Origin of the sequence: Halomonas sp. BN3-1 (assembly GCF_003056325.1) — a bacterium.
Lineage (GTDB): Bacteria > Pseudomonadota > Gammaproteobacteria > Pseudomonadales > Halomonadaceae > Halomonas > Halomonas litopenaei.
This window is the reverse complement of record NZ_PYVV01000010.1, coordinates 112,404-125,412: the sequence shown is the minus strand read 5'-3', so window position 1 is coordinate 125,412 and position 13,009 is coordinate 112,404. Positions and strand designations below refer to the sequence as shown.

Genomic DNA, 13,009 nt, shown 5'->3' with positions numbered 1-13,009 from the left:
GGATGACGGTGGAGTTTTCCGGGGCCTGGGGCATTCGACCGTTGCCACCTGCTGCGACAAGGCGCTGTGTCGTTTAGGCTAGGGGGACGACGTCAATTGATGAGACTACCATGACACAGCTGCGTACGACGCTTGTCCAGTGCAACCTTCACTGGGAAGATCCCGAGTCCAACTGCCGGATGCTGGAGGACAGCCTGGCGGACCTGGGCGCCAACGATACCGACCTGATCGTGCTGCCGGAAATGTTCGCCACCGGGTTCACCATGAACTCACGCGAGATGGCCCAGCCCATGGCGGACAGCAGCGTGGTGGCATGGCTTGTGGATCAGGCTCGCCAACGAGGCTGCGTGGTTACCGGCAGCGTTGCCATCGAGGAGCAGGGCGAGTACTTCAACCGCCTGGTCTGGGCGCGACCGGACGGCGACATCAGCTGGTATGACAAGCGCCATCTCTTCCGCATGGCAGGCGAGCATGAACGCTACGACATGGGTCGTGAGCGCGTGATCGTCGAGCTCAATGGCTTCCGCATCCTGCTGAGCGTCTGCTACGACCTGCGCTTTCCGGTATGGCTGCGTCAACGCCAGAACCCATCGACCCACTTTGAATATGACGCCCTTCTATGTGTTGCCAACTGGCCGTCGCCGAGGCGCCATCCCTGGCGCACGCTGCTGCAGGCGCGTGCCATCGAGAACCTGGCCCCGGTGATCGGTGTCAACCGCGTCGGTGAGGACGCCAAGGGCCTCGCCTACTCGGGTGACTCCATGTTGATCGATGCCAAGGGTGAGGCGCTGATCGACGAGGCGCGTGATGAGCCCTTTATCAAGACCGGTGTGCTCGACCGCGACGAATTGGCGGCATTCCGGGAGAAGTTCCCGGCATGGCAGGATGCCGACGCCTTTCAACTCGCCGATGACGAGGCCAACTGATGCGTCTGGACCGCTTTCTCAGCGAGACCACCGACCTGACGCGCAGCCTGGCCAAGCGGGCCCTGGTGCGCGGGGAGGTAACGGTCAACGGCGAGCTTGAAAAGAAGGCTGCGCGACATGTGGCGAGTGATGACGAGGTGCGCTGGGAGGGACGACTTCTTGAGCTGGTTGGACTTCGTTACATCATGCTGCACAAGCCCGTCGGGGTGGAGTGTACGGCCAGACGGGGACTCTACCCGCGGGCGGTTGACCTGATCGATCTGCCCAAGGCCGAGCGTCTGCAGCCGGTAGGGCGACTGGACGTCGACACCACTGGCTTGCTGTTGTTGAGCGACGATGGCCAGTGGTCCCACCGCATCACCTCGCCTCGCCATCGCAGCGCCAAGATATACCAGGCACTGCTGGCACGGGACCTGGACGACCCTGACGAGGCCGTCGCACGTTTTGCCGAGGGCATCATGCTGGAGGGCGAGGAGACCCCGACGCGTCCCGCTACCCTGACCTGTCACGGGCCGAGGGAGGTCGAACTCGCCATCGTCGAAGGGCGTTATCATCAGGTCCGTCGCATGTTCGCCGCCATCGGCAACCATGTCGAAACGCTGCATCGCCACACGATCGGCCCCTTGACCCTGGATGCGTCACTCGAACCCGGCCAATGGCGCGAATTGACAGCCGAGGAACGCGAGCTGTTTTAAAAGCGCGGGGCCGGGTGCTGGTGTGAGAGCGCTGGTTTGGATCGCAGCAGCGGGCGCTGGATTGACTGCGTGGGGCCGGGCGCTGTAGCGAGAGCGCTTCAGGCCCCTCCAGGCGGCTTCCCCGGCCTTCTAGTCGTTCTCGTGAGGCGTGGCGAGTGCGATGCGAGCCCGCCCTGCGTGCTTGGCCCGATATAGGGCGCTGTCTGCCATCGCCAGCAGGCAGCTCGGATCGTCGCTGGTGGCCGGGAAGCTGGCGATGCCGCAGGATACCGATACCGTACCCAGGCTCTGGCCCTCGTGGCGGAAGCTCGCGCTGGCCAGGGCGTGGCACATGCGCTGCATGCGATGGTGAGCGTCGTCGGCCTCGGCGCCGGGCAGCAGCACGACGAACTCCTCTCCACCAAAGCGACAGACCACGTCGATGTCACGAAAGCTGTTGGCCAGCATTCTGCCAACCCCTTCAAGCACCGTGTCACCCGCCGCATGACCATAGCGGTCATTGAATTTCTTGAAGTGGTCGATGTCCAGGATGACCACCGCCAAGGGGCTCTTCTTGCGCAACGAAATAGCCGTCTCGTGGGCAAAAAGCTCATCGAAGTAGCGACGATTGTGCAGTCCGGTCAGATCATCGCGATAGGATAGCGCCGATAGTTCTTCCTGCAGGGCGATGCTCGACAATACCAGGGCCAGGCGGCTGACGCCGAGTTCGATGAAGCTGCGGGTGCGATCCCAGTACTGCGGGCGCTTGACCAGTGGCCCGTCGGGCACGACGCAGATCACGCCCAGTCGGCGGTGCTGGCGATCCGGGCCGGTCAAGTCCAACGGAAAGATCCAGTGAGGCAGGTTGTCGGCAGGGGAAGGTGCCGAAGGGTCCGAGGGCGGCCTCCTGGTGGAGATCGTGAGCAGGTCGTCCAGGGCGGGCAGGCTTTCTTCCGTGCGCGTTCGAAGCGGCGGAATCGCGGTGGTGTCCAGCCAAGCCGGGGGGCGATAGGTGGTGGGCCAGAACAGTTCCAGCGTCATGTTGTCCGGCTGATCCTGAGGCCGGTAGAAGGCGCCCTGCATCGGTTCCAGTATCTCCGGCATGGCCCGCTGGGTCAGGCATAGCGCTTCCTCGAGGCTGGTGCATGCCTGCAGCGTGTCGATCAGACTGGCCAGTCGCTGGGTCTTGTGGTGTTCGGTGGCCAGCACCAGGGCACGTTGTCTCTCCTGTTCTGCGAGGCTTTCCAGTTGTCGGGTGCGCTCGGCCACCTCTTGCTCCAGGTGATCGTTGAGTCGCTGCAACTGGCGTTGGGAGCGAGCATAGTGGCGTGTCGAGATGACGATCATGGCGACGATGAAGGCCAGGGCACCAAGGTGAACCGGTACACTGATCCAGCCCACCAGGCCGTGGGCCACCAGCATGTCGGTGATGGCGATGGCAGCAAAGATGGCGTAGCTCGCGACGATCAGGCGTTGGTCGCTGTCGAACTCTCGTCGATAGCGAAACAGCCAGCGTGCCATATAGGCCAGCGCCCCGAGCAGTATCAGGTCGAACAAAGGAAAGGTCGGAGGAAGCGATACCACGTCCAGCATCGCCAGCGCCGGGGCGATGATGGCGTAGGCCAGCAAGCCTAGCCACAGACGTCGCATGCCCTGTCGCGGGATCTGCGGAAACCAGTGCTCGAGGATCAGCGCCATGGCCACCGGCAACGAAAAATAGGCAATGGCGGCGACATAGTCCCACGCCAAGGGCGCGAACACGATCAATTGGCTGGCGTCGCTCTCGGCCAGCACCATCAAACCGACGGCCAGCGAGAAGAGCCCGAGGCTACCCAGCCGCCAGCGTTCGGGCTGGGTCAGGATCAACACGAGCGCCAGGGCTGCGACGATCAGGCAGGCAAGCGCGATCACTAGTTCGCCCTTGGTGGCCTCGAGAATCGAGGGCAGTATCCGTGACTGTTCCATGATCACGACCTTGCCCCAAAGCCCGATGTCCTTGTAGGACGACTTCAAGCGCAGGTACAGGGTCTTGCCCTGGGTGGGCGAGGGCAGCTCGATGGCGTGCCAGGTCCAGCCGGCGAAGGCCCCGGCGTCCGGTCCTTCGAGCTGACCGTGGCGATAGACGTGTTGCCCATCGACGTAGGCTTCGGCGACCAGGTTGAGGCTTGAGACGAACAGCGCCGGCTGAAGCCAGTCACCGGCGGGCAACTCCCGACGCAGCCAGAGGCTGTCGCGACCGTCACGACCCGGGGGATTGCCGATGCCCTCCAGGGACTTCCATTCCCCTTCAGCGGCGGTGAGCCACTCAAGCTCTCCGTCAGGAGTGCGGGGCGAGTCCCCCCAACGATATTGCCAGTCATCATTCAACGCGAGCTCGCCAGCCAGTACCTGACTGCCGGGCAGCCAGAGCAGGGCGAGTACAAGAAGCGTGATGCAGCGGAACATGGCGAGACCTATGGACGGTAACCCGGCCAGTATAGAACGAGGTGGCAATAACAACATTCGACGGCATAGTCGAAAGAATAAACGTTTGAGGCCTGGACGGCCCCAGTCCCGGCATGAACCGCCATGGAGCGCATTTGGCTGCAACCGCGCTCAGATGCCATGCCTTCTACCGCCCCCCTGTCGGGACACCTCTTGTCAGCCTTGCTTCATCTCTGGGGCTCAAGCCCCGCCGCCTTGACCAGAGCCCTGGTGTAGGGATCGGCCGGCCGGGAAAGTACGTCCATGCAGGCCCCCTGTTCGATCAGACGGCCTTCCTTCAGCACCATCACCCTGTGGGCCATGGCGCGCACCACCGCCAGGTCGTGGCTGATGAACAGATAGCTCAGTCCGCGCCGTGCCTGGAGGTCCCTGAGCAGGGCGATCAGTTGTTTCTGCACTGTCCTGTCCAGTGCCGAGGTCGGTTCATCGAGTACGATCAGGCGCGGCTCGAGGATGATCGCTCGGGCCACCGCGATGCGTTGGCGCTGACCGCCGGAGAACTCGTGGGGATAGCGTTGGGCGACGTGTTCCGGGAGCTCCACCTCACGCAAGGTCGCACGGACCCGAGCGCTGACTTCCTGCTCGGAAAGCTCAGGCTGATGATAGCGAAGTCCCTCGCTGATGATATCCGCCACCGGCATTCGCGGAGAGAGAGAGCCGTAGGGATCCTGGAACACGATCTGCAGATTTCTGCGCTGCTGGCGCAGTGCCTTGCCCGATAGCTGATCCAGCCTGGCGCCGGCGAAGTCGATGACCCCCTTGGCCTGGTTCAGGCGCAGCAGAGCGGAGGCCAGGGTGGTCTTGCCGGAACCCGATTCGCCGACCACGCCCAGGGTCTCGCTGGCGGCGATGTGCAAGTCCAGCGGGGCCAGCGCTTCGAAGCCGGGCTGGGGACGCTGGAACAGGCGTCGGCGCCGTTCGAAGGTGACGCTTAGCTGGCGGGCCTCGATCAGGGTCGGGGCATCGCCACAGGGGGTCGGGACACCTTCCGGCTCGGCGTCCAGCAACTCCCGCGCGTGGGCGCTCTGGGGGGATTGGAAGACCCGCTCGACGGTCCCGGTTTCCTGGTGCTCGCCATGACGCATGACACACACGCGATCGGCGTGTCGACGCACCAGATTCAGGTCGTGGGTGATGAACAGCATGCCCATGCCGTGCTGATCACGCAGCTCGGCCAGCAGGGCGAGTACCTCCTGCTGTACGGTCACGTCCAGGGCGGTGGTGGGTTCATCGGCCACCAGCAGCTCAGGCTGGTTGGCGATGGCCATGGCGATCATTACCCGCTGACGCTGCCCGCCGGAAAGCTGGTGGGGCCAGGCATCGAGCAGTTCCTCGGCTCGCGGCAGTTTTACCTGTTCCAGCAGTTCGCGGCAGCGGTGGCGAGCCCCGCGGCCTCGCAGGCCCTGATGCAGGCGCAGGGTCTCCGCCAGCTGTCGTCCGATGGTGTGCAGCGGATTGAGCGAGGTCATCGGCTCCTGAAACACGAAACCGACGCGGTTGCCGAGCAGCCCCTGCCATTTGCGCGGCGTCAGCCGCGACAGGTCGGTGTCGCCGAGCCATCTACCGCCTTTGATCGTGGCGTTGGGCGGCAGCAGGTTGAGCGCGCCAAGCGCGGTGACCGACTTGCCGGACCCCGACTCACCCACCAGCGCCAGGGTCTCTCCGCGCCTGACGTCCAGCGACAGTTCCTTGACCACGGTGGTGTCGCCAAAGCCGATCGACAGCCGATCCAGCGACAGCAGGGTGTCATTGTTCATGCGCGGGGCTTCCTTGCGGTGTCGTGTTGCCGCTGGCGCTTTGGGTGTGGCGCGGATCGAAGGCGTCGCGGATCCCCTCGCCGATGAACACCAGCAGCGACAGCATGACCGCCAGGGTCATGAAGGCGGTAATCCCAAGCCATGGCGCCTGGAGGTTGTTCTTGCCCTGGGCCACCAGCTCGCCCAAGGAAGGCGAACCTGGCGGCAGCCCGAACCCGAGAAAATCCAGCGCCGTGAGGGTGGTGATGGCGCCGGTGAAGAGGAAGGGTATGAAGGTCAGGGTCGCCACCATGGCGTTGGGCAGCACATGGCGCCACATGATCAGATGCGACGGCAGCCCCATGGCCTTGGCCGCCCGTACATACTCCAGATTGCGCGCACGCAGAAACTCGGCACGCACGATATCCACCAGTCCGAGCCAGGAAAACAGCAGCATGATCCCGAGCAGCCACCACAGATTGGGTTCCACCAGGCTGGCCAGGATGATCAGCAGGAACAGCACCGGCAAACCCGACCATATCTCGGTCAGGCGCTGGCCGATCAGGTCGACCTTGCCGCCGAAATAGCCCTGCACCCCGCCGGCCAGCACCCCCAGCACCAGCGACCCGGCGGTCAGCACCAGAGCAAAGATCACCGAGAGGCGAAAGCCGTAGATCACCCGCGCCAGCACGTCACGACCCTGGTCATCGGTACCCAGCCAGTGGCGGCCATCCGGGGGTGACGGCGCAGGGTGGTCGAGATACTCGTCCAGGGTGTCGTAGGAGAACGGAATCGGCGCCCACAGCATCCAGCCATCCGACTCGATGGCGTTGCGGGTAAAGTCATCGTGATAGTCCGCCGCGGTCGGCAGAAAGCCGTCGAAGACGGTATCCGGATAGTCGACCAGCATCGGGAAGTACCATTGCTGCTGATACTGCACCAGCAGTGGCTTGTCATTGGCGATGAGTTCGGCCCCCAGGCTGAGCACGAACAGAAGGCCGAAGGCCCACAGTGACCACCAGGCACGGCGCTGGTGGCGAAAGACGGCGAGGCGACGGCGGGTGATGGGAGAAGGGCTAGGCACGATCAGGATTCCCGTGTCTCGAAGTCGATGCGCGGATCCACCCAGACGTACGTCAGGTCGGATACCAGTTTGAGTATCAGGCCGATCAGGGTGTAGAGGTAGAGGGTGCCGAAGATCACCGGATAGTCACGCTGCATGACCGCCTCGAAGCCGAGCAGGCCCAGCCCGTTGAGCGAGAAGATCACCTCGATCAACAGCGAGCCGGTGAAGAAGATCCCGATCAGCGCCGACGGCATCCCGGCAATGATGATCAGCATGGCGTTGCGGAAGACGTGGCCATAGAGCACCCGCCTGTCGCTGGCACCCTTGGCCCGGGCGGTCAGCACGTACTGGCGGTGGATCTCGTCGAGAAAGCTGTTCTTGGTCAGCATGGTCAGGGTGGCGAAGCTGCCGATGGCCGAGGCGCTGACCGGCAGCACGATATGCCACAGGTAGTCCTTGACCTTGCCCCAGGCGCTGAGCTCGGAAAAGTCCGGTGACGTCAGCCCTCGCAGCGGGAAGACGTCGAAGTAGCTGCCGCCGGCGAACAGCACGATCAGCAGGATAGCGAACAGGAAGCCGGGAATGGCGTAGCCGACGATGACCAGGCCGGAGGTCCAGACATCGAAGGCGGAGCCGTGTCTCAGGGCCTTGCGTACACCCAACGGGATCGACACCAGATACACCAGCAGGGTGGTCCACAGACCTAGCGAGATCGACACCGGAAGTCGCTCGAACATCAGGGTGGTGACCGCCTCGCCGCGAAAGAAACTCTCGCCGAAGTCGAAGGTGGCGTAGTCCACCATCATGTCGACAAAGCGTTCATGGGCCGGCTTGTCGAAGCCGAACTGCTGCTCGAGCTGGGTGATGAACTGCTCGGGGATCCCGCGGCTGCCGCGAGACTCGCCGCTATCGATGGTCTCGCCGCCACCGCCCTGCAGGCGCGTGCTGGCCTCGCTGGAAAAGCCCTCGAAACGTGCCAGCAACTGGTCGATGGGCCCGCCCGGCGCGGCCTGGACGATGATGAAGTTGAGCAGCATGATGCCCAGCAGGGTCGGGATCATCAGCAGCAGACGGCGCAGTACGTAGGCACCCACGGCATTTCCTTGAGGATTGGGTTTGCCAAGGCGAAGCGTCGTTTCGCACGACGCTTCGCACCACCAGAAACATTTTCTGTATCAGGGCCGCCGGCGTGGTCGGGCCTGCCGTTCGGGCTGGACACGTGCGCCTGCCCTCTGAATCTTTGACCTTCTTACCACAGCACGGCGCCCTTGGGCTGCCGTTGAATCAACGGCTACGCTGACGATCCTCGATGACCGCCTCGCGTTCAGGGTCTACCCACCAGGCGCTCAGGTCCAGCGTGTACTCGGGGAAGGGCTCCTGCCAGGCAAACTTGTCCCACACCGCGATGCGGTGGGCGGCCAGATGGAACTGCGGGACCACGTAGAAGCCCCAGCGCAGCACTCTGTCCAGCGCCTGGGCGGCGGTGTCCAGTGCCTGGCGCGAGTCGGCGGCGATCAGGCGATCGACCAGCGCGTCGATGACGGGATCCTGAAGGCCGATCAGATTCCGGCTTTGGGGGCGTTCGGCATACTCGCTGCCCCAGAACTCACGCTGTTCATTGCCGGGACTCAAGGACTGCGGAAAGCTGCCCACCACCATGTCGAAGTCGAAGCTGCGCAGACGATTGAGGTACTGATTGACGTCGACGATACGGATATTGCCCTGCACCCCCAGTCGGGCCAGCCTTCGCAGCAGCGGTTGGGCGATGCGCTCGAACTGGGTGCTGTAAAGCAGGATCTCGACGTGCAGGGGCTCGCCATTCTCGGGGTCGATCATTACCCCGTCACGGGCCTCGTAGCCGGCCTCACGCAGGAGTTCCAGGGCCTCCCTCAGGCGTGGACGCATCTCCTGGGGCTGCTGCATCGGCAGTGGCTCGCTGAAGAGGCGCTCCGGCAGCTGGTCGCGGAAGGGCTCGAGCAGTGCCAGCTCGTCTTCGGACGGCAGGCCGGTGGCTTCCATCTCGGAATTCTCGAAGTAGCTGTCGGTGCGCGCATAGGCGTCGTAGAACAGGTTTCTGTTCAGCCAGGGGAAGTCAAAGGCAAGAGTGATCGCCTCGCGCACGCGGCGATCCTGAAACTTGGCCTTGCGCAGGTTCATGACGTAGGCCTGCATGCCAGCGGGCTGGCCGTCATGGACCTGAAGCTGCCTGACGAAGCCCTGCTCGCGCGCCGGGAAGTCGTAGGCCGTGGCCCAGTTGCTCGCGGAATTCTCGAGGCGGAAGTCGAGATTGCCGGCCTTGAAGGCCTCCAGTGCCACCGTCTGGTCGCGATAGTAGTCGTAGATCAGCCGTCCGATATTGTGGCGGCCGACGTTGACCGGTACCTCGCTACCCCAGTAGTCGTCGACGCGCTCGTAGACGATGCGGCGGCCCGGATCGACCTCGGCGATCCGGTAGGGGCCGGAGCCGAGCAGCGAATCGCGGGTCACCGCCTCGAAGTCGCGATCACGCCAGTAGTGCTCAGGCAGGATCGGCATCTGGCCCAGGATCAGCGGCAGTTCGCGGCTTTCGCTGTCACCCAGATCGAAGTGCACGGTGTCGCTGTCGATGGCGGTGACGCTGTCGACATCGCTGTAGTAGGCGCGGTAGAAGGGCTGCCCCTTGGTGGTCAGCGTCTCGAAGCTGAATACCACGTCCTGGGCGTCCACGGGTTCGCCGTCATGGAAGCGCGCTTCGGGGCGCAGGTCGAACTCGACCCAGCGCCGTTCGGGGTCCAGGCGGATACCCTCGGCCAGGAGCCCATACATGGTGAAGGGCTCTCCCGGGTTCGATTCGAGCAGGGTGTCGTAGATCTGTGTAAGGCCAGAGGCTGGCGTGCCACGAACAATAAAGGGATTGGTCGAATCGAAGCTGCCCTGGGCGGCGCGAATCAAATCACCGCCCGATGGAGCATCAGGATTGGCATGGGGAAAGTGGCGAAAGTCAGCCGGCAGGGCCGGCTCACCATAGAGCGGAAGGGCGTGCACGGTGGGCACGCTGGAAACGTCTGCGGCCTCGCTGGCGGTCGCCAGCAGGGCGCCCAGCAGGCAGGCGCCAATTGCCACCTGTCGCATGGCGGTGGAGTCCTTGTCCTGAGGGGCGCCACCGTGGCGCCCGCTTTACCGACCGGAAAGTGTCAGTTGCTGACCGGGTTGAAGAGCCTGCGGGTTGTCGATGCCATTCCAGCGTGCCAGGTCCCGAGGCGAGATGGAATGAAGCATGGCGATGCGGTTCAAGGTGTCTCCGCTCTCGACGACATGGGTCTCGCCGGAGGCGCTGGCCACTACGATCTGTCCCAGGTTGCTCAAGGCATTGCGCAGGGTGGCGGCGCTCTCTGCCGGCACCAGAATCTGACGGGTGTGACGCGGGTTGACGTTGCGCGACTTGAGTCCGGGGTTCAGTTCGCTCAGCTCGTGGGTGGTCACTCCGGCCAGAGCGGCTGCCTTGTTCAACGAGATCGGTGCGGTGACCGAGACCTTGGCAAAGGCCGCCGAGCCGCTGATCTCCGGAAGGTTGACGCCATAGCGCTCGGGATCATTGATGATCCGCGAGATGGCCATCAGCTTCGGCACGTACGCCATGGTCTCCGAGGGCAGGTTGAGATCCCAGTAGTCGCCGGCGAGTCCGCGAGCCTGTGCCGCACGGCGGGCATTGTTGACGGTGCCGGCGCCGGCGTTGTATGCCGCGAGTGACAACTGAAGGTCGCCCTCGTACCACTGATCCGCCTGCATCTCGATGTAGTCCAGGGCGGCGCGGGTGGAGGCCACGACATCATTGCGGCCATCCCAGGCACCATTGCGCTTGAGGCCGAGGGCGTCACCGGTACGCGGCATGATCTGCCACAGTCCGACGGCGCCAAAGTGGCTACGTGCCTTGGGATCGAAGGAGCTCTCGACGAAGGGGATCAGCGCGATCTCGCCCGGCAGACCACGTGATTCGACCTGCTGGGTGATCCAGGCGAGCCAGGGGCGGGCGCGCTCGGTGATCTCCGCCACGTTATGGGGGCTGTCCTGGTAGTAGTCGATCCATTCCTGCACGCGGGCATTGACCGGCTGGTCCTGCCACTGGAAATCCGCCCGCAGACTCGTCCACGCATCCTGCGGCTCGAGTTCCAGGGCATCCCAGAAGTGGCGAGTCAGGTGTTGATGCGAAGGCGCGGCGCTTGCGTCAGCGCTGGTTCCGCCATATGGCATGGCGCCACCGGGGGGGAGTGGCGAGGCCTGGGATGTATAGGCACCGGCCATCAACGAGCCAAGGAGGGCCAGACTGCTGGCCGCGCCAAGAAGTCGTCTACGGGTCGTGTGAAATGTCATGCGTACAGAAACTCCTGGCCCGCGATGCTTATCGCGGGCGTCCTGTGGGACGATGGTTCAGGACGCCGAGCCGTTCAGAAGGAATCCTTCCAGGCTCTTAGCGTGGCAAAGGTGGCGTCCGTGCTATCGGTCGACCCATGGGCTGAGGCAGCGCGCTTGACATCTTCATCATCGCAACGAAGGAAGGGATTGATGCGGCGCTCACGTTCCATCGTTGTAGGCAGCGTGGGTCGGTCCAGATCTCGTGCCTTCTGACATTCGTCGAAGGCGGTGGCAACGTCGGGGTTGCCGGGGTTGGCCGCCTTCGCAAAAGCGAGGTTGGCCAATGTATATTCGTGCGCGGAGAATACCAGGGTATCCGCCGGCAGGGAATTCAGTCGGTCGAGGGACCCCTTCATCTGCTCCGGGGTACCTTCGAACAGGCGTCCGCAGCCACCGCTGAACAGGGTGTCCCCACAGAACAGCAGCGGCGGGATACCAGCGGTAAAGAAGGCCAGATGGTCCAGGGTATGCCCAGGCACCGCCATCACCTCGAACAGGCGGCCCATGACGCGAAACTCGTCACCGTCACGCACGATCTCGTCGATGCCTGCGATCTCGGGGTTATCCGGCCCGATCACCCGGGGCGAATAGCGCTGGATCAGTTCGGCAACGCCGCCGGTGTGGTCATGGTGGTGATGGGTCAGCAGGATGCAGCCCAGGCTCAGCCCTTCACGTTCGAGAAAGCGCAGAACAGGCTCGGCGTCACCGGGATCCACGACGCAGACCTCTTGACTCGAATCCTGGCGCAGCAGCCAGATATAGTTGTCGCTAAAGGCTGGAATCGGTGTCACGCTTAACATGGTCGGCAGGGTCCTCGGAGCGAGCCTTGAGCGGGCAGCATCTAGCTGGGCGGCCGGCGCAGACTTCAGTAAACTTCGTTTTTTCGCCTTGCAAAATCAGACACTTTGGAGGCACAGGTCGACTATGTCAAATGCGTCGGAGCCGATGGAGCTCGCGTGCCTGGTGCGGCACGCTCGACGCTATTGGTCCAGTGACAGCGGATGCGCCGTGCGGCGTTCCGAACGAGCCTGCCTGGGTCCGCTGGCCGAACGTTGGTGCGGCCAGCACGGTCTTGAAATGTCACTGGCCGAGCCACTGGCCGACATGAGCGCGGTGCGCCACTGGATACGGTGGTCTCCGACCAGGGAGCTGGCGGAAAGTTCCAGCACGCTGGTTTGCCGTCCTGAGCGCTTGGCACTGCCCGACGGAGCGATGGACGTGGTGGTGCTCAATCACTTGCTGGAGGTGGTGTCCCACCCCCACCAGCTTCTGCAGGAGGCCGCCCGGGTGGTCTCGCCGCAGGGGCGACTGGTGCTGCTCGGCTGGTCCCCGCTGTCATCGTCGGGCTTGATGAGGGTTCGGCCTCGCCGCCGGCGGCAGCTGCCGGGGCAGGGCGTATGGCGAACGCCGCGGACGATGAAGGACTGGCTTCAGTTTGTCGACTTCGAGATCGAGCGGGTAGACTACTGCCGATTTCGCCTGCCGGGGCTCGCCGGTGGCAATGGCATGCTGGAGACCCTTGGCCGGCGCCACAACCTGCCCCTGGGCGATTGTTATATCATCCAGGCTCGCTGCCGCTCGCAGCTGGCCTGTACCCAGGGAAAACGCCCACTGTTCGGCTTGCCGGTCGGTAACACCGCACTCGGCACCACCAGGCTCGAGCCCAGTGTGCGGCAGACCCCCAAGCAGAAGAAGGTAGCAATGCGTTGACCACTCCCGATTCACTCCCTG

General features: G+C 63.9%; 10 protein-coding genes. 3 read left to right on the top strand and 7 right to left on the bottom strand.

Translation table 11 applies throughout. The features are described 5' to 3' along the window. Positions 1-110: 110 nt before the first annotated feature. Complete coding sequence (locus tag C9F12_RS14820) at positions 111-926, top strand: amidohydrolase (protein WP_108449388.1); 816 nt, start codon at positions 111-113, stop codon at positions 924-926. Continuing rightward, a complete protein-coding gene (locus C9F12_RS14815) occupies positions 926-1,621 on the top strand; it encodes a pseudouridine synthase (RefSeq protein WP_045993727.1) in 696 nt (231 codons plus the stop codon). Before C9F12_RS14820 ends, C9F12_RS14815 begins: the two co-directional genes overlap by 1 nt. 129 nt (positions 1,622-1,750) lie before the next feature. On the opposite strand, the gene C9F12_RS14810 is transcribed toward C9F12_RS14815, so the two are convergent. The 7 genes from C9F12_RS14810 to gloB all read right to left on the bottom strand — a co-directional run bounded on the left by C9F12_RS14810 (position 1,751) and on the right by gloB (position 12,078). Beyond that, positions 1,751-4,045 (bottom strand): GGDEF domain-containing protein, encoded by a 2,295-nt coding sequence (locus C9F12_RS14810; protein WP_162816497.1) that lies wholly within the window; start codon positions 4,043-4,045, stop codon positions 1,751-1,753. 206 nt (positions 4,046-4,251) lie between these two features. Continuing rightward, complete coding sequence (locus tag C9F12_RS14805; protein WP_108449386.1) at positions 4,252-5,841, bottom strand: dipeptide ABC transporter ATP-binding protein; 1,590 nt, start codon at positions 5,839-5,841, stop codon at positions 4,252-4,254. After that, the gene (locus tag C9F12_RS14800; protein ID WP_240184260.1) at positions 5,831-6,904 is read right to left on the bottom strand and encodes an ABC transporter permease; all 1,074 of its coding nucleotides are present in this window, start codon (positions 6,902-6,904) and stop codon (positions 5,831-5,833) included. Before C9F12_RS14800 ends, C9F12_RS14805 begins: the two co-directional genes overlap by 11 nt. A gap of 2 nt (positions 6,905-6,906) precedes the next feature. After that, a complete protein-coding gene (locus C9F12_RS14795) occupies positions 6,907-7,980 on the bottom strand; it encodes a microcin C ABC transporter permease YejB (RefSeq protein ID WP_108449384.1) in 1,074 nt (357 codons plus the stop codon). Positions 7,981-8,170: 190 nt separating this feature from the next. Further along, positions 8,171-9,997, bottom strand: a complete 1,827-nt coding sequence (locus tag C9F12_RS14790) for an extracellular solute-binding protein (RefSeq protein WP_108449383.1) — start codon at positions 9,995-9,997, stop codon at positions 8,171-8,173. A gap of 45 nt (positions 9,998-10,042) precedes the next feature. Further along, positions 10,043-11,116, bottom strand: coding sequence for a transglycosylase SLT domain-containing protein (locus tag C9F12_RS14785; protein WP_345840314.1), 1,074 nt, complete (start codon positions 11,114-11,116; stop codon positions 10,043-10,045). Positions 11,117-11,310: 194 nt separating this feature from the next. Beyond that, positions 11,311-12,078 carry a hydroxyacylglutathione hydrolase gene (gene gloB, locus C9F12_RS14780; protein ID WP_108449381.1) on the bottom strand — a complete coding sequence of 256 codons (768 nt, stop codon included), beginning with the start codon at positions 12,076-12,078 and terminating at the stop codon, positions 11,311-11,313. Between the two features lie 208 nt (positions 12,079-12,286). Here gloB and C9F12_RS14775 point away from each other — a divergent pair, with 208 nt between their 5' ends. Continuing rightward, positions 12,287-12,988 carry a methyltransferase domain-containing protein gene (locus tag C9F12_RS14775; protein WP_231498691.1) on the top strand — a complete coding sequence of 234 codons (702 nt, stop codon included), beginning with the start codon at positions 12,287-12,289 and terminating at the stop codon, positions 12,986-12,988. Positions 12,989-13,009 lie beyond the last annotated feature (21 nt).